General features: G+C 64.6%; 17 protein-coding genes. 2 read left to right on the forward strand and 15 right to left on the reverse strand.

Features of this window, described 5'->3' with window-relative positions; translation table 11 throughout:
- Positions 1–133 precede the first annotated feature (133 nt).
- The 13 genes from JAB8_RS25455 to JAB8_RS25515 all read right to left on the reverse strand — a co-directional run bounded on the left by JAB8_RS25455 (position 134) and on the right by JAB8_RS25515 (position 12,546).
- Positions 134–1,096, reverse strand: coding sequence for an ABC transporter substrate-binding protein (locus JAB8_RS25455; protein ID WP_070292077.1), 963 nt, complete (start codon positions 1,094–1,096; stop codon positions 134–136).
- Between the two features lie 60 nt (positions 1,097–1,156).
- On the reverse strand, positions 1,157–2,131 hold the full coding sequence (locus tag JAB8_RS25460; protein WP_034759656.1) for an ABC transporter permease: 975 nt from the start codon (positions 2,129–2,131) through the stop codon (positions 1,157–1,159).
- Between the two features lie 19 nt (positions 2,132–2,150).
- A complete protein-coding gene (locus JAB8_RS25465) occupies positions 2,151–3,683 on the reverse strand; it encodes a sugar ABC transporter ATP-binding protein (RefSeq protein WP_254679597.1) in 1,533 nt (510 codons plus the stop codon).
- Between the two features lie 81 nt (positions 3,684–3,764).
- Positions 3,765–4,631, reverse strand: a complete 867-nt coding sequence (locus JAB8_RS25470; protein ID WP_070292081.1) for a fumarylacetoacetate hydrolase family protein — start codon at positions 4,629–4,631, stop codon at positions 3,765–3,767.
- Between the two features lie 21 nt (positions 4,632–4,652).
- Positions 4,653–5,408, reverse strand: a complete 756-nt coding sequence (locus tag JAB8_RS25475) for an SDR family oxidoreductase (RefSeq protein WP_070292083.1) — start codon at positions 5,406–5,408, stop codon at positions 4,653–4,655.
- A 77-nt stretch (positions 5,409–5,485) separates the two neighbouring features.
- The gene (locus tag JAB8_RS25480; RefSeq protein WP_070292085.1) at positions 5,486–5,815 is read right to left on the reverse strand and encodes an L-rhamnose mutarotase; all 330 of its coding nucleotides are present in this window, start codon (positions 5,813–5,815) and stop codon (positions 5,486–5,488) included.
- A 114-nt stretch (positions 5,816–5,929) separates the two neighbouring features.
- Complete coding sequence (locus JAB8_RS25485) at positions 5,930–6,760, reverse strand: amidohydrolase family protein (RefSeq protein WP_217494249.1); 831 nt, start codon at positions 6,758–6,760, stop codon at positions 5,930–5,932.
- Positions 6,757–7,773, reverse strand: a complete 1,017-nt coding sequence (locus JAB8_RS25490) for an aldo/keto reductase (protein ID WP_070292087.1) — start codon at positions 7,771–7,773, stop codon at positions 6,757–6,759. The genes JAB8_RS25485 and JAB8_RS25490 overlap by 4 nt, the downstream gene beginning before the upstream one ends.
- An 11-nt stretch (positions 7,774–7,784) precedes the next feature.
- Complete coding sequence (locus JAB8_RS25495) at positions 7,785–9,008, reverse strand: UxaA family hydrolase (protein ID WP_070292089.1); 1,224 nt, start codon at positions 9,006–9,008, stop codon at positions 7,785–7,787.
- Positions 9,005–9,340 carry a UxaA family hydrolase gene (locus tag JAB8_RS25500; RefSeq protein ID WP_070221792.1) on the reverse strand — a complete coding sequence of 112 codons (336 nt, stop codon included), beginning with the start codon at positions 9,338–9,340 and terminating at the stop codon, positions 9,005–9,007. Before JAB8_RS25500 ends, JAB8_RS25495 begins: the two co-directional genes overlap by 4 nt.
- Positions 9,341–9,365: 25 nt before the next feature.
- On the reverse strand, positions 9,366–10,283 hold the full coding sequence (locus tag JAB8_RS25505) for a GntR family transcriptional regulator (protein WP_070292091.1): 918 nt from the start codon (positions 10,281–10,283) through the stop codon (positions 9,366–9,368).
- A 114-nt stretch (positions 10,284–10,397) separates the two neighbouring features.
- A complete protein-coding gene (locus JAB8_RS25510) occupies positions 10,398–11,534 on the reverse strand; it encodes a D-mannonate oxidoreductase (protein WP_070292093.1) in 1,137 nt (378 codons plus the stop codon).
- Position 11,535: 1 nt separating this feature from the next.
- Positions 11,536–12,546 carry a zinc-binding alcohol dehydrogenase family protein gene (locus tag JAB8_RS25515; RefSeq protein ID WP_070292193.1) on the reverse strand — a complete coding sequence of 337 codons (1,011 nt, stop codon included), beginning with the start codon at positions 12,544–12,546 and terminating at the stop codon, positions 11,536–11,538.
- Positions 12,547–12,885: 339 nt separating this feature from the next.
- Between JAB8_RS25515 and JAB8_RS25520 the strand changes: the two genes are divergently transcribed.
- Positions 12,886–13,917: a MerR family transcriptional regulator gene (locus tag JAB8_RS25520; RefSeq protein WP_070292095.1), complete on the forward strand. Its 1,032-nt coding sequence runs from the start codon at positions 12,886–12,888 to the stop codon at positions 13,915–13,917.
- Positions 13,918–13,986: 69 nt separating this feature from the next.
- Positions 13,987–15,066 carry a hypothetical protein gene (locus JAB8_RS25525; protein WP_083287930.1) on the forward strand — a complete coding sequence of 360 codons (1,080 nt, stop codon included), beginning with the start codon at positions 13,987–13,989 and terminating at the stop codon, positions 15,064–15,066.
- Here JAB8_RS25525 and JAB8_RS25530 read toward each other — a convergent pair.
- Together JAB8_RS25530 and JAB8_RS25535 are read right to left on the reverse strand one after the other, a co-directional pair.
- A complete protein-coding gene (locus tag JAB8_RS25530; protein WP_070292097.1) occupies positions 15,041–16,264 on the reverse strand; it encodes a D-amino acid dehydrogenase in 1,224 nt (407 codons plus the stop codon). The two genes, JAB8_RS25525 and JAB8_RS25530, sit on opposite strands and share 26 nt — an antisense overlap.
- Complete coding sequence (locus JAB8_RS25535) at positions 16,261–16,713, reverse strand: helix-turn-helix domain-containing protein (protein ID WP_070221798.1); 453 nt, start codon at positions 16,711–16,713, stop codon at positions 16,261–16,263. Before JAB8_RS25535 ends, JAB8_RS25530 begins: the two co-directional genes overlap by 4 nt.
- Between the last annotated feature and the right edge of the window lie 49 nt (positions 16,714–16,762).

Here is a 16,762-nt window from a genome sequence, read left to right on the forward strand (position 1 = left end):
CAGGCCGGGTAGGCCGGGTAGGTCGGCTTAGCCGGAACGGCGTAAGCCGACGAACCAAATAGCAAGCCGACGTGGTCCCGCCATGCCACGATTGCTCAAGGAATTGAAGCAGCGCCTGAAGATCGGCTGAGGCTCAATATAAAACGTTCTTCGCTTCCGGCAGATCGACATTGGCCTTGGTGACGATCACCACGCCCGTGTTGACGAACGGTGCGACCTTCTTGCCCTCGATCAGGCTGACCAGGGTTTTCACGCCCAGCGCGCCCATCGAATACGAACCCTGCACGGCGGTCGCATACAGGGTGCCGTCCTTGACGAAGTTTTTCAGGTCTTCATTGCCGTCGAAGCCCACGGCGATCACCTTGCCGGCCTTGCCCGCCTGGGCGATGGCGCGGCCCATGCCCACGGCCGTCGGCTCGTTGGCGCCGAAGATGCCCTTCAAGTCCGGATTCGAGGCCAGCACGTCGGTCGTCTGGTTCAGCGCCGTGGCCATCTGCGACTGCGAGTAATACGTGCCGACGATCTGCAGCTGCGAGTTCTTTTCGATATAGCGCTTGAAGCCGCCCACCCTGCCCGTCTCGGAACCGGCGCCCGCCACGTACGACATCACGGCGATCTTGCCCGTCTTGCCGACCTGCGAAATGAGGGCCTTGGCGCTTTGCTCGCCGGCCGCTTCATTGTCGGTCGACAGGAAGGACTGGTAATAGCGCTTGCCGCTGTCGGCCACAAGCGAATCGATCAGCACCACGGGAATCTTCGCTTCCCACGCCTTCTTCAGGGCCGGCACCAGCGCGTCCGGGTCCGACGCGGCCAGCACGATGCCGGCCACCTTGCGCGTGACGGCGTTTTCCACCATGCTGACCTGGTCGGCGATGGCCGATTCCGAGGCCGGTCCCTGGAAGGTCAAGCTGTAGCCCTTGGCATCGGCGGCGCTGGCCGTCGCGCCCTTCCTGACGTTTTGCCAGTAGTTGGAATTGGTCGTCTTGACGATCACGGCGATCTCGCCCGGGGCGGCGAAGGCGGCGCTGGCGCTCAGGGCAGAGGCTGCGGTCAACAGACCGAGCAAGACGGTGTTGAAGGCTTTGAAGGTGTTCATTGTCGTCCTCATTTAATTATAGATTTGGTGGATTGACTTCATGGCGTGCTGCTTGCTGCTTCAGGCGCGGTTGCGCTTCTGATCGATCCAGACGGTCAGCAGGATGACCAGTCCGATAATGATTTGCTGAATAAAGCTCGATACCCCGTTCATGTTCAAGCCGTTGCGCAGGATGCCGATGACGAAGGAACCGATGACGGTGCCGGAAATGGTGCCGATGCCGCCGATCAGCGAGGCGCCGCCGATCACGGCGCTGGCGATCGCATCGAGTTCATACATCACGCCCTCGTTCGGCTGCGCCGTCACCAGGCGCGACATCAGCACGCAACCCGTCAGGCCCGACAGGGCGCCGGACAGGGTGTACACCAGCAGGGTCACGCGGCCCACCTTCACGCCCGACAGGCGCGCCGCTTCCGCATTCGAGCCGACGGCGTAGATATGCCGGCCGAAGGTGGTGCGGCTGAGCATGATGGACACGGCCACGGCGATCACCACCATCAGCACCACGGGATACGGAATGCCGGGAAAGACGACTTCGGGAAAGGTGCCGCCCGTGTCGCGCTCGATGCGCCACAGCACGCCATTGCCCAGTTCGCCGAACGACTCGCCCAGACCGGAAATGGCGCGCGCGCCCGTCACCTGCAGCGCCAGGCCCCGTGCGATCAGCATCATGCCGAGCGTGGCGATGAAGGGCGGCAGTTTCAGCTGCGTGATGCAAAAGCCGTTGACGGCGCCGCACATGGCGCCCACCACGACGCCGCCCAGCATGGCGACCGGCACGGGCACGCCGCTTTTCACCAGCAGCGCGGCGGCCACGCCGGCCAGCGCCAGCACGGAGCCGGAACTGAGGTCGATGCCGCCCGTGATGATGACGCAGGTGGCGGCTATGCCCAGGTAGGCGATCGACGTCACTTGCAAGGCCACGCTCATGCCGTTGCTGACGGAGAAAAAGGCGTTGCTGGTCAGGGAAAACACCAGCAGCAACAGCGACAGGCTGCCCAGCGCGGCGAATTTTTGGATCAGTTCTTTGTTCATTTTTTTAAGCTTTCTGTTTTTAGTGGACTGCCGCCTGGCCAGGGATTGGAGCGACGACGCGCCCCGACGCCAGCTGCATGATCTCTTCCTGCGACGACTCGCGCGTATTGACGATGCCGCTGATGCGCCCTTCATGGAACACGGCCACGCGGTCCGTCATGCCCATGATCTCGGGCAGCTCGGACGTGATCAGCACCACGCCGATGCCTTCCGACGCGAGCTTGTCGAGCAGCTGGTAGATGGCGAACTTGGCCCCCACGTCGATGCCGCGCGTGGGTTCGTCGAAGAAGATGATTTTCGATTCGCGGTACAGCCATTTGCTGATGACGATTTTTTGCTGGTTGCCGCCCGAGAGGTTGCGCGCGACCTGTTTTGAGGTCGGCGTCTTGATGCCCAGCGCCGCGATGTACTGCTGCGCCACCGCCTCTTCCCTGGCAAAATCGATGAAGCCGAATCGGTTGGCCAGCGCTGATACATTTGTCAGGGTCAGGTTGGCCGCCACCGACATGCGCACCGCCAGGCCGTGGCTCTTGCGGTCTTCCGACAGGTAGGCGATGCCGTGCCCGATGGCGTCGATGGGACTGGCGATCGTCACCGCCACGTCGCCCAGGTGGATGGCGCCGCCGGTGAGCGGATCGGCGCCGAAGATGGCGCGCGCCACTTCCGTGCGGCCCGCGCCCATCAGGCCGGAAAAGCCGAGGATCTCGCCGCGCCGCAAGTCAAAGCTGAGCGGGCCGAAGATATCCTTGCGGTGCAAATCGCTCACGCGCAGCAGCACTTCAGCCGTCGGCGTCGAGACGCGGTCGGGAAATTTTTCATCGAGGGTGCGGCCCACCATCCTGGCCACGATGGCGTCCAGGGTGGTGGCGGCAAAATCGTCGGTGCAGACGAATTTCCCGTCGCGCAGCACCGTCACTCTGTCAATGATGTGCTGCATTTCTTCCAGGCGGTGCGAGATGTACACGACGCTCACGCCGTTGCGCTTGAGTTCATTGATGATGTCGAACAGCTGGCCCGTCTCGCTTTCCGTCAGCGAGGACGTGGGCTCGTCCATGATCAGCACTTCCGTATTGAGCGACAGCGCCTTGGCGATTTCCACCATCTGCTGCTGGGCGCAGGACAGGTTTTTCACCAGCTGGCGCGGGTCGATGCGCAGTTTTAAACGGTCCAGCAGCGCCTGCGCATCGGCACGCATCTTCTTGCGGTCGATGAAAATGCCGCGCACCGGTTCGCGCGCGAGGAAAATATTCTCCGCCACGCTCAGGTGCGGGATCAGGTTCAGTTCCTGGTGGATGATGGCGATGCCGGCCGCCTCCGCATCCACGCTGCTGGCAAAGCTGCACACCTTGCCCTTGTAGACCAGTTCCCCCTCGTCGGCCTGGTACACGCCGCTCATCACCTTCATCAGGGTGGACTTGCCGGCGCCGTTTTCGCCGCACAGCGCGTGAGCTTCGCCCTTGCGCAGGCTGAAACTGACGTTGTCCAGGGCCAGCACGCCGGGAAAGCGCTTGCTGACCTTGTTCAAGGCCAGTATCTCTTCGGATTGATTCATGGTGTGTCTCCTCCACTCCACTGCCATAGGCCGGCGCGCCGATGTCTGAGCACCTTGACGGCACGCCGGTCTGCTACTCGTTTAGCTGTCGATCAGCTGCGGATTCCACGCATGCACGGTCTGCCGCTGTTCGCCGAGACCATCGATCCCCAGGCGCATGGTGTCGCCCGGTTTCAAATACACGGCCGATGGCTTCTGCCCCATGCCCACGCCAGGTGGCGTGCCGGTGCTGATGATGTCGCCCGGGTACAAGGTCATGAAGCGGCTGATATAGCTGACCAGATTCGCCACGCCGAAGACCATCGTTTGGGTATTGCCGTCCTGGACGCGCTTGCCGTTCACTTCCAGCCACAGGCCCAGGTTTTGCGGGTCCGCCACTTCATCGGCGGTCACCAGCCAGGGGCCGATCGGGCCGAAGGTATCGCAGCCCTTGCCCTTGTCCCACTGGCCGCCGCGCTCCAGCTGGTATTCGCGTTCGGACAAATCGTTCACCACGCAGTAGCCGGCCACGTGCGACAGCGCCTCCGCTTCGCTCACATAGCGCGCGGTGGTGCCGATCACCACGCCCAGCTCCACTTCCCAGTCGCTTTTCTTCGAGTCCTGCGGCATCACCACGGCATCGTTGGCGCCGATGATGGCGCTGGTGGCCTTCATGAACAGCACCGGCTCAGCCGGCACGGCCATGCCCGATTCGGCCGCATGGTCGGCATAGTTCAGGCCCACGCATAAAAACTTGCCCACGCCCTGCCACGGCGGCGCGATGCGGCCGGGGTTGGCCACCACCGGCAGGCTGGCGATGTCGATGGCGGCCAGGGTCGCCAGGCCATCCTTGCCCAGGGTCGCGGCCGTAATATCGGGCAGCACGCCGGACAGGTCGCGCACGGCGCCGTCAGCATCGATCAAGGCAGGTTTTTCAGCGCCCTTGGCGCCATAACGCATCAGTTTCATGTGGTTCTCTCGTTGTAGTAATCAGTTGGACCAGCCGCCATCAATGACGTGAGTCATGCCGGTGGTAAAGGCGGATTCGTCGGAAGCCAGATACACGGCCAGGGCGGCGATTTCCTCTGCCCTGCCCACTCGTCCCATCGGCTGGCGGGCCACGAAAGCGGCTTGCACTTCATCGACGCTCACGCCCGTCGCTGCCGCCTGGGCGGCAATGCGTTCCTTCAGCGAGGGCGACTCGATGGTGCCGGGGCAGATCGCATTGCAGCGGATGCCGCGCGTGACGAAATCGGCGGCCACCGACTTGGTCATGCCCACCACGGCCGCCTTCGAAGTGCCATAGATAAAGCGGTTTGGCGCGCCCTTCACGCTCGACGCCACCGACGACATATTGACGATGGAGCCGGCGCCCCTGGCCAGCATCCCGGGCAGCACGGCGCGCATCAGCCGGTACATGGAGCGGGCGTTGATGTCGAAGGAACGGTCCCAGGCAGCATCGTCGCAATCGAGGATGGTGCCGCCATCGACGAAGCCGGCGCAGTTGAAGAGGATATCGACGGGACCGATCTCGCCGGCCAGCGCGGTGATCGCCGCGCCATCGGTCACGTCGAGCAGGCGGATGGCGCAGCCCGTCGCTTCCTTCAGCGCGCCGAGCTGGGCCTGGTTGATATCGGTGGCGATCACGGTCGCGCCTTCGCGCACGAACGCTTCGGCCGTGGCCCGGCCGATGCCCTGGCCGGCGGCGGTGAGCAGGGCGATTTTTCCTTGTAGTCTGGCGGTCATGTTGTCTCCTTTTATTTTTTTAACCCAACACCTTAAGTGCTGGGGTCAGACCCGGCGGGTCTGACCCCGGATTCTTGCTAAGCAAGGTAAAAAACCTGCTCCATCGTCGCCCAGTGCTCGCCCTCGGCGCGCGAGGCCAGGGGCAGCTGGCAGGGGGCGCAAAAGGTCCACCAGCGCTGCGTTTCGGGGTCGGCGGCGATGGCCGCCATGTCGGCTTCAAAATCCTCGCCGTGGTATTCCCAGTAACCGAACAACAGGTTTTCCGGTTCGCGCAAAAAGATCGAATAATTGCCGACATGCGCCGCCGACAGCTTGGCCAGCACCTGCGGCCAGACGGCGGCGTGCAGGGTCTTGTATTCCGCAATACGGTCCGGCGCAATGCCGATGACCATGCCCATTCTTTGCATTTCAGCTCCTCTTTGTTGGCTTACGCCGTACCGGCTAAGCCAACCTACAGTTGGCATCGCGGTGTTTCGTAGGTCGGCTTAGCCGGCACGGCGTAAACCGACAAGCCAGCCACCTCATTTAAGCCCATAAAAGCGGCATGCATTGAGGCCGAAAATATCGTCCCTGTCCTGCTGCCCCAAGTGCGACAGCAGCGCTTCGCTCGCCAGCAGCCAGGCCGCATAGCCGCCGGCCAGGTCGACTACCGGCCAGTCGCTGCCCCAGATCACGCGCCGGGGGCCGAACACGTCCAGCACATGCGCCACATACGGCTGCAAATCGTCGACGCGCCAGCCGGGCCGCGCTTCCGTCACCAGCCCGGACAGCTTGCAGTGCACGTTCGGCAGCGCCGCCAGTTGCGCCATGTCTTCGCGCCAGTGGCCAAAGGCTGCGTCGGCAATCGGCGGCTTGGCCGCATGGTCGATCACGACGGGGAGCGCTGGAAAATCGCGCGCGCATTGCAGCAGCGCGGGCAAGTGGCGCGGCAGCACCAGCGCGTCAAAGCGCAAGCCGTGTGCCGCCATGGCCGTCAACGCTGGCCGCAGCGCCGGGTTGGCGATCCACTGATCGTCGTCGAGGTCCTGCAGCATCGGGCGCAGGCCTTTGAGCTTGCCGTGCGACGCCAGGCGGACAATCGCCGCCGGTGCGTCTTTGGCCAACAAGTCGGTCCAGCCCACGACGGCACGGATAAAGCTGGTCTTTTCCGCCAGCGCCAGCAGGTAATCGGTATCGGCGGACGACGGCAGCGACTGCACCAGCACCGTTCCAGCGATGCCATGTTCGGCCAGCAGCGGCGCCAGGTCGGCGGGCGCGAAATCGCGGTGGATGGCGGCCAAGGATGGCGGCGGCCAGCTGCCGGCACGCGCGGCCAGTTGCCAGCAGTGCTGGTGGGCGTCGATGCGCATCATGCGGCTCCCTTGGGCACCGGTGCGCGCGCATCGATCAGGCCAGCTTCCTGCAAGGCCGTCCACAAGGCGTCCGGCAAGGGCGCGGCGAACCAGTCGAGGTTTTGCCGCAGCTGCGCCAGGTCCTGGCCGCCCGGGATGCAGGATGCGACGGCCGGATGCGCGAGCGGAAACTGCAGAGCGGCGGCCTGCAGCGGCACGTTGAATGCGCGGCAGATGGCGTCGAGCTGCGCCACGCGCTGGAGTATCGCGGCCGGCGCATCGGCATAATTGAATTTGCCGTTCCCGGCCAGCACGCCCGAGTTGAACGGGCCGCCGATCACGATGGCGTTGCCGCGCTCCACGCACAGGTCCAGCAATGGCGACAGCGAAGCCTGTTCCAGCAAGGTGTAGCGGCCGGCCAGCAGGGTGCAGTCGAGGTCGAATTCCGCCATCGCCCGCAGCACGATCTCGCATTCGTTGACGCCGAGGCCCACGGCCTTCACCTGGCCGCCGGCGCGCAGCTGGTCCAGCGCGCGAAAGCCCCCACCCTCGGTCAGCTGGCGCCAGTATTGCTGCTCGCGTTCGCCATGCGTGGCCGTGCCGATATCGTGCACGAACAGGATATCGATGCGTTCGAGCCCCAATCGCTGCAGGCTGTCGTCGTGCGAACGCAGCACGCCGTCATACGTGTAGTCGTAATGGGGGCGGAACGGCAGCGGCGCGGCAAAGCCGTCGTCGCCGGGACGCACGCAGGGGTCGGGCCGCATCAGCCGTCCCACCTTGGTGCTGATCACGAACTCGTTGCGGGGCCGCTCGCGCAGCGCCGCGCCGAGACGGTGTTCTGACTGGGTATAGCCATAGAACGGCGCCGTGTCGAAGAAGCGCACGCCCGCGTCCCAGGCGCCATCGAGGGTGGCGCGCGCCTGCGCGTCGCTGACCGGCTGGTACAAACCGCCGAGCGGCGCGCAGCCCATGCCGATGCAGGGCAGCGAGAGGCCGCCACGCGGCAAGCTGCGCAATTGTGTGACATCCATGAACCCGGTCCTCAAGCAGCGCGCAAGGGGAAGCAGCCTGGCCCCACCGCGTCGAATTGTTTATAGGTCAGCACGAACTCCTGGTGGCCCAGGTCTTCCGAGCGGCTCAGTTCTCCGTTGGCCACGTTCAGCACGGCGGCGACGATCTCGGCGCCCACTTCTTCCAAGGTGGCTGCGCCCGTGAGGATCTTGCCGGCGTTGATATCCATGTCGTCGGCCAGGCGCTCGAAGGTTTGCGGATTGGCGCACACCTTGATGACGGGCGAAATCGCCGAGCCCACCACGGAGCCGCGTCCGGTAGTGAACAAGGTGATGTGGGCGCCGCAGGAAATGAGTTCGACGATTTCCGCGTTGTCCGACACGTTCGGGAAACCGAAGCGCGGCTCGCCGTCCGGCACCACGTCGAGCAGGTACAGGCCGCCGCCGGCCGGCTGGTCGCCTGGCTTCAGAATGCCGACGATGGGCGAGGAACCGCTCTTGGCGTAGGCGCCCAGCGATTTTTCTTCCTGCGTAGTGAGGCCGCCATCGGCGTTCCCCGGCGAGAAGCTGCCATGGCCCATGATGGTGTAGTAGCGCGCGGCCTTGGCCACGGTGTCGACGATGGCGTTGCCCAGGTCCGGGCTGACGGCGCGCCGCTGCATGTGGTATTCGCAGCCCACCAGTTCGCCCGTCTCCTCGAAGATGCAGGGGCTGCCGGCCGCGATCAGCGTGTCGAAGGCGACACCGACGGCCGGGTTGGCGCTGATGCCGCTGGTGCTGTCGGAGCCGCCGCAGATGGTGGCGACGACCAGTTCCTCGATCCCCATCGGCACGCGCTCCTGCCGCGCCAGGTGATCGAGAGCCCAGCCTATCCATTCGACGCCGCTGCTCACGCTGGGGCGCGTGCCGCTGTTTTCCTGGATGGTGATCGTGTGCACGGGGCGGTCGCTGTCGGCCACGGCGCTGGAGAGGCCATATTTGTTGAAGCCTTCGCAGCCCAGCGACACCAGCAGCACGGCGCCCACGTTCGGGTGCGTCAGCAGGCGGCGCATCACCTGGTCCGCGTATTCGTTGGGGAAGCAGCCCGTAAAGCCGATCAGGTGTACGGGCTGGCCGGGAAAGGCGTTGACCATCAGGCGCGCCACGTGGTGCGCGCATTCGACCATATAGGCCACCACCACGATATTGCGGATGCCCTTGCGGCCATCGGCGCGCAGGTAGCCCGACAGGGCGGGTGTCGTTACGGGAGCGTTCATGCTTGGTCGTCCTTGTGCAGGAAATGGTGGCCGTCCTGGCCCAGGGTAAACGTGGGGATGTAGTCGCTTGCCAGGTTGTGCGTGTGGATATGCTCGCCGATGGCGACGGGAGCCGTGATGCTGCCGATCAGGGCGCCGTAGCGCAGCACCTTGTCGCCCACGGCCAGCGCGCGGCGCGCCACCTTGTGGCCGATCTGGATGTCTTGCGCCAGGGTGACGGGCAGGCCGTCGATGGCGACGACGTCGCCGCTGGCCAATGCCGTCCTCGCGATCAGGCAGTTATCTTCGGGCGACATCAGGAGCAGGCTGGCAGGCCGGGAAGCGAGGCTCATGGCGCCCCCTCCCCGGCAAAGGCGGCTAGGCGCCTGGCTGGCTCAGTTTTTCGCGCGTGCCTATCGAGGACAGCATGGTGCGGCGCGAGGAATCGAGGTGCGAACGCATGCACTCGAGCGCCTTCGGTATGTCGTGCTCCGCCAGCGCATGCAGGATCGCCAGATGCTCCTGCACCGCGTACTGGTTGCGGCCCTTTTCCTCGCCCTTGTCCCACTGGTAGTGATAGTGGAAGACAAACGAGACGATATCGTAGAAGCCCTGCGCGAAGCGGTTGTTCAAGAGGCCAATCAAAAAGGTGTGGAACTCGCGGTCCAGCGCCGGAAAGGCATTGTGGCGCGTGTCTATCCTGGCCGCCAGCTTCTCGTGCTGTTTGATCAGCCGCGCCAGTTCCGCATACGCCGGGTCGCCATGCGGCAGGTGCGCAAACTGCTCCACGGCCGCCATCTCGAACATGCGCCGCATGTCCGCCAGTTCGGTGGCGAACGAGCGGTCGAACGCGCACAGGCGCCAGCCGCCGCGCGGCTTCTTTTCGATCAGGCCGAAGCGCGAAAAGCCGATCAAAAATTCGCGCACACTGACGGTACTGGCGCCCGCCTCGCGCGCCAGCTCCGCTTCCGAAAATTCCGCGCCTGGCGGCATGTCGCGCTGGTACACGCGCTCCATCAGCACTTGCTGGATGCGCTCGGCCCCCGACTGCAATTCGGAGATATCGAAGTAGTCGCCCGGTATGGGTTTGCGCAGCAGGCGCCGGTCCGCCGGGCTGGCGATCAGCCGCCGCGTCGACAGATACGCGATCGCGCTGCGGACCGCCGTGCGGCTGCCCTGGCAAATCGTGGTCAGGAACTGCTCCGTCGGCAGCGTCTCGCCCACTGCGACATTCTCGGCGAGAAATTGCAACAGCAGATTGGTACTGCGCTTGAAGACGGTGGCGGGTTTGGACATGGATGAATGAACGCGCTATGCCAGCGAAAGGGAAAGTGGATGAGTGGGCCATTTTAGTCGATATCGGATTGGATCGGCATGCAGAAAAGGAAACAACTGCGGCGGCGGGAGCCTTCATGGCTGCGCTCCCGGCGCCAGCATGGCGCGCAGGCGCGGCTGCGCCAGCGCGGGACAGAGCTGCCGCGCCAGCGCCGCCACGGGCGCCACGCGGCGCGCGATCTTGCCGGCGTGGTGCTGGGCGATGTCGGCCAGGCGGTGCGCGAGGAAGGGATTGCAAAAGCGTTCCCTGACCTGCGCCACATAGGCCTGCGCGGCGTCGCCGTGCCGCGGCCCCATGGCGGCAAATACGGGCAGCACTTCCTCCTGCCACAGGGCTTCCAGCGCGGCGCGCATGGCGCCATCGTCCATCGCCTCGCGCACCGTCATGCCGGCCGGGCTGCCCCGCTCCATCCACAGCTGCGCCAGATAGGTGTGACCGAGGTTCAGCAAGAACAGCTTGCGCTGTTCATAGTCGCGCAGGCTGCTAGTCACTACCACCTGCCGGTGGCGGCATGGCAGCAGCATGCCTTCCTGCGCCTCGATGGCCCACAGCGCATAGGGCTCGGCCACGGCGCCTACCGGTTCGATCGGTTCCGAAACGATGCGGTCGACGAGGGAATTGATCCACAGGCAGCCCGTTTCCAGGTAGACGATGAACGCGGCATCGCAGCGCCACTGCCGCGCCAATGTCACGATCACCTGGCGCAGTACCGTGCCGTTGTCGGCCACTAGTTCGCACGGAAAAATCGAGAGGGGCGCGGCGCCGGCCAGGAAGCGCCCGTGCAGCAGCACCAGCAGCTTGGCGGGAAAGCTGGCGGGGACGGTATCGCCGTCGAGCATGCCGGCGTGATCGGATTCGTCCAGCTGGTAGCCCGTGTCGCCCGTATTCGACAAGATCACGCGCGCGGCCACGGCCGCATCGCGCACCTGCCGCCAGTCGCTGCCCGCTTGCCACGCCTGCGTGACGGCGTGGGCGCGGCGCTCTTCATCGACTTGGGCGCCGTCCTGCCAGCCGCGGATGCGCACGGGATAGCCGCCGGGCCGGCGAAACGCCGCCACCCGCGCCGCGCCCTGCGCGCTGCCGGTCGTTTGCACGATGGTGATCTGGCCCAGCGCCTCGCCCATGCTGGCCGCTTCGCTGACGAACAGGTCGGCGTGCGCCTGCAGGAAGCGGCTGGTGCCAAATTGAAGTATGGGGTTGAGATCGCTCATCTCAGACCTCGACGATGGCCTTGATGACACCCGCCTCGGGCTGCATCCAGCGATCGAGCACGCCCGTAAATTCATCGAGCGTGGTGCGGTGGGTATTGAGCAGCGCGGTGGGTACTTTGCCCGCCTTCATGGCCGCCACCACGTCCTCGAAATCGTCGACGGTGGCATTGCGACTGCCCAGCAAGGTCGTTTCGCGCTTGTGGAATTCAGGGTCGGAGAACGACAGGCGATCGCGCACGATCGATACCAGCACATAGGAGCCGCCATGGGCGACGAAGTCCAGGCCCCGCTCCATGGCGGCGATATTGCCGGTGGCGTCAAACACCACGTCGAAGAATTCGCCGCCTGTGGCGTCCGACAGCAGCTCCTTGTCGCCGTCGCCCAGCTGCACCGTGCGGGCGATGCCCAGCGCGTCGCGGCAGAACTGCAGGCGGTCGGCGCGGCCGTCAAGCACCGTCACGTCGGCGCCTTTCAACGATGCGAACAGCATCACGGCCATGCCGATCGGGCCGGCGCCCACCACCAGCACGCGCTTGGCCGCATCGACCGCGCCGCGCTTGACGGCATGCGCGCCGATGGCGAGAAATTCGATCATGGCTGCGTCGTCGAGCGAGATGCCTTCCGTCTTGAAGACGAAGCGCTCGGGCAGCGCCAGATATTCGGTCATGCCGCCGTCGCGGTGCACGCCCAGCACTTCGATGCGGGTGCAGCAGTTGGTCTTGCCCTGGCGGCAGGCAACGCAAGTACCGCAAGACAGATAGGGCATCACGTAGACCTGGTCGCCCACGGCCAGACGCGAGCCGGCCGGCGCGCTGTGGATATAGCCGGACAATTCATGGCCCATCACGCGCGGATAGCTGAGGAAAGGCTGGGTGCCGCGGAAGATGTGCATGTCGGTGCCGCAGATGCCGACGCGGCGTATCCGCAGCAGCACTTCGCCCTCGGCGGGCACGGGCACGGGACGCTGCTCCATGCGCAAACTGCCGGGCGTATCGCAAACGATACTTTTCATCATGGTCGTCTCTCTCGCCGTCCGGATCTTGCCGACGGCATATTATATTTAACGTACAAACCAACTGTGAAAAAAATCCGTCTGCGCGGATTGTCTTTCCAGCCCTGCCAGTGGCGTGTCTTGCTGCGCCGCACAACGATCATGCCGTCATGCCGCCGGGCCCGAACCTGTTTGTTTTGCTGCTACCGTCATTCGGTTTTATAAATATACCGTACAAAAAAATGAAGGTCAACGGATTCTTTTTCCGGTTTTTTCGGCTCCTCTGCTACATTCCTGCTTGACCCTGACGTAACGTCAGGCGCCATCGTGATAGCACGCACTGAAGACAAGGAGAAGACGATGCTGCTGAAAATCGGTGAACTGGCCAGGATGACAGGCTTGAGCATCCGCACCCTGCACCACTACGACAGCATCGGCCTGCTCTCGCCTTCGGCGCGCACGCAAGCTGGCTACCGCCTGTACCAGCACGGCGACATGGACCGGCTGCACCGGATCATGGCGCTGCGCAAGTTCGGGCTGTCGCTGGCCGATATCGCCAACGCACTCGCCGGCCCGGATCTGCCCTTGAGCGCCATCGTGGCGCAGCAGATCGCCATGCTCGAGCGCCAGATCGCGCAGGCTTCCACCCTGCGCGAACGCCTGCGCACCTTGCAGGCGCAACTGGCGCAGGGACAGGCGCCGGAACTGGCCGAGTGGCTCACCACAATGGAGTTGATGACCATGTACGACAAATATTTTACCGAGGAAGAACTGCAACGGATGCCGCTGCTGACAGATAGCGCCGTGGAACAGGAATGGAAGGCACTGGTGACGCGCGTGCGCGCCGCCAGGGACGCGGGCGCGGGCCCCGGCGATGCGCAGGCGCAAGCGCTGGCCACGGAATGGATGGTCAAGCTGGTGCGCGACACGGGCGCCCACCCTGGTCTGTTCGCGCGCCTGAACGACATGCATGCACAGGAGCCATCGATGCAGGCCACGACCAGCATCGATGCTGAGCTGATGCAGTTCATCATCGCCGCCTTCAACGCTTCGCGCATCGCGCTGTATCGGCCTTTCCTCGATGAGCAGGAATATGCGTATTTACTCGCCAACTACGGCAAGCGCTCGGGCGAGTGGCCGGCCCTGATTGCCGCCGTGCGCGCCGCCATCGATGCGCGCACGCCGCCCACCGACCCGGCCGTGCTGCAGCTGGCGCGGCAGTGGCTGGACCTGTTCCGTTCGTATGCGGGCACGAACCCGGCCACGCAGCTGAAATTCCGCCAGGCGCACCAGCAGGAACCGCGTCTGATGGAAGGCAGCTTCGTCGACGGGGCCATGGTGCAATACCTGGGCGCGGCAATGGCCGTGGTGGCGCAGGAAAAACAAGCGTAAAAGTTGGCGTGCGGCATTTCCAGGCGGTGGCCATGTAGAATCGGCCATCGCCAATCACAGGAAAATCCGATGCGCCGCTTTTTGTTGATATGTCTGACCCTGCCCGCCTACCATATCGCCATGGCTGGCGATGCGCCAGTGCAAGGCGTGTGGCAGGGTACTTTGGGCAAGGCCAATATCGTCGCCTGCTTCAACCAGCCCAGTCCCACGCAAGGATCTGACCGCAGCGGCAATTACTACTACACGCGCTACAAGACACCGATCATGCTGTCCATGGCGAACGGCAAGAGCGACTGGAGCGAGTCCGACGCCAAGGGTGACACCACGGGCACGTGGCGCCTGGGTGCGCCGCAAGGCGGCAAACTGGCCGGCACCTGGACCGATCCGAAAAGCGGCAAGACCCTGCCCTTGGCCTTGACCCTGCTGGAAGCGGCGGGCGACCGCGAGCATCCATCCTGCGCCAGCGACGCCTACAACCTGGCGCTGGAAGACTTTCCCAACACCAAGGTCAGCAAACCCATCGCCTTCGAAGGCAAGCAATACCGCAACCTGCAAGTGGGCGACACCATCACCGTGGAATTGATGGCGCCCGGCGACGGCATCGCCAAAATCAATGCGCAGCTGCGCGCCGTGCTGGCGAAGAACAAGAAAGACCTGGAAGACTTTTATGCCACGCGCCGCGAATACCTGGGCCGCAGCGGCTTCACGACGGAAGACGAAGTGTATGCCGAGCCCACCTACTGGTCGCCGCGCTGGGTGACGATCAAATTCTACCGCTGGGCGGCCGGCTATGGCGCCAATGGCATCTCCATCAAGTTTCGCACCTGGGACGTGAAGACGGGCCAGGAAACGGACGTGTGGAACTGGTTTGGCGCCAGCGCCAGCGATGGCGACGACAAGGCCGAACTGCCGGACCGATTGCGCCAGGCCCTGTTCAAGGGTGTGACAATCGACGCCGAATGCAAGGGCACGGATTACGACGGCCACGGCCGCTTCCACCTGTCCTTGAAGCCGGAAGGCGTATCGTTCTGGGAAGATTCGAACGGCAGCGGCTGCGAAAACGATTTTTTAATGCCCTACAGCAAGGTCGGCCCCTTCCTCACCGTCAAGGGCCGCGCTGCGCTCAGCGATCTGCTGCCGAAGAACTAGGCGCGACCGCCTCTGCCACCATCTCCGCCGTCGCGGCCGCCAGGGTCCAGCCCAGGTGGCCGTGGCCCGTGTTGTAATACACGCCCGGTGCCTTGCCTGGCCCCACTTTCGGCAGCATGGCCGGCAGCATGGGGCGCAAGCCCGCCCACGGCACGACCTTGCGGGTATTCACACCGGGAAAGCACTGTTCGACCCACTGCAGCAGCGGGCGGATGCGGTCGGCGCGGATGTCGTCATTGAAGCCATTGAATTCCGCCGTACCCGCCACTCTGAGCCGGTCCTCGCCCAGGCGGCTGCTGACCAGCTTGGTCGCATCGTCGAGCAAGCTGACGCACGGCGCCGCGGCGCGGCTGGCGCCGTCATCGAGCTGCACGGTAATCGAATAGCCTTTCACGGGATACACATTCACGTGGTCGCCCAGCATTGCCGCCATGACGCGGCTGGCCGTGCCCGCGCAGATGACGACGGCGTCGAACACGGCGCTGTCTTCGCCCATGGAGACACGCACCTTGCCGTGCTCGCGCGCCAGCGCGGTAATCTCCTGGCCATAACGGCAGGCCACGCCCAGGCGGGCGCAGGCGTCGGCCAGGCCGCTGGTGAATTTGTGGATGTCGCCCGTGGAATCGCTGTCCGTGTAGTAACCGCCGTAAAAATCGCCGTGCAGGGCCGGTTCGATGGCGCGCATTTCCAGCAAGCTCACGGCGCGCCGCTGCAAGCCCCCTTGCGCCAGCAGGCGCGACACGCCGGCCGCCCGCTCGAAGCCGCGCTGGTCCCGATACACGTGCAGGATGCCGGCGCGGCGGTGATCGAACGCTATCTTTTCTTCTTCCGCCCAGGCAAACAGATGTGCGCGCGCGGCAATCGCCATGCGCGCCGTGGCGATGGTGTTGCGCTCGTAATCCGGCATGGCGGCGAGAAATTCCGCAAACCAGCTCAGCTTGTGCCAGCCGGGAGTCGGATTGAGCAGCAGCGGCGCATCGCGCCGCGTCATCCATTTCAGCGCTTTCCATATCGTCGCCTTGTGGTTCCACACTTCCGCGTGCGAGGCCGACAATTGCCCGCCATTCGCATACGACGTTTCCATGGCGGCATAGCGGTGGCGCTCGATCAGGGTGACAGCGACGCCCCGTTTCGCCAGCGCGTACGCCGTGGTGACGCCCGTGATGCCGCCGCCGATGACGGCCACCGTGCGGCTCATGGCGACCCTACCTTTTGCACGACGGTATCGCCCGCCTGCAGCACGCGGCCATCCTCGGCCAGCACGTCGATGCGGCGCACGGGCAAGCCTGAACCGCGCTGCAGCAGGGTGGAATGGGCCTCGCCTGGTTCAAACAATTGCGCCTCGCTCCACTGGCGCAAGCCGACGACGACGGGAAACAGGGCCAGGCCCTTGGGCGTCAGCACATATTCCTGGTAGGCCGTGCCGTCCGAGGCGGGCGCGACCGTAAAGATGCCCTCTTCCACCAGGGTATGCAGGCGGTCGGCCAGGATGTTCTTCGCCACGCCCAGGCTTTTCTGGAATTCCCCGAACCGGCGCATGCCGTCGAAGGCGTCGCGCACGATCAAGAGCGACCAGCGCTCGCCGATCGCGTCGAGCGCCCGCGCCACGGGACAGGGGTCGGTTTTCAGGCTCTTGCGCTTGGCCACGGATATCTCCTTGATTGAGTGGTTGCATTTTAAAACTTCTCGGCGTAGA

Origin of the sequence: Janthinobacterium sp. HH106, from assembly GCF_001758725.1 — a bacterium.
Lineage (GTDB): Bacteria > Pseudomonadota > Gammaproteobacteria > Burkholderiales > Burkholderiaceae_D > Janthinobacterium.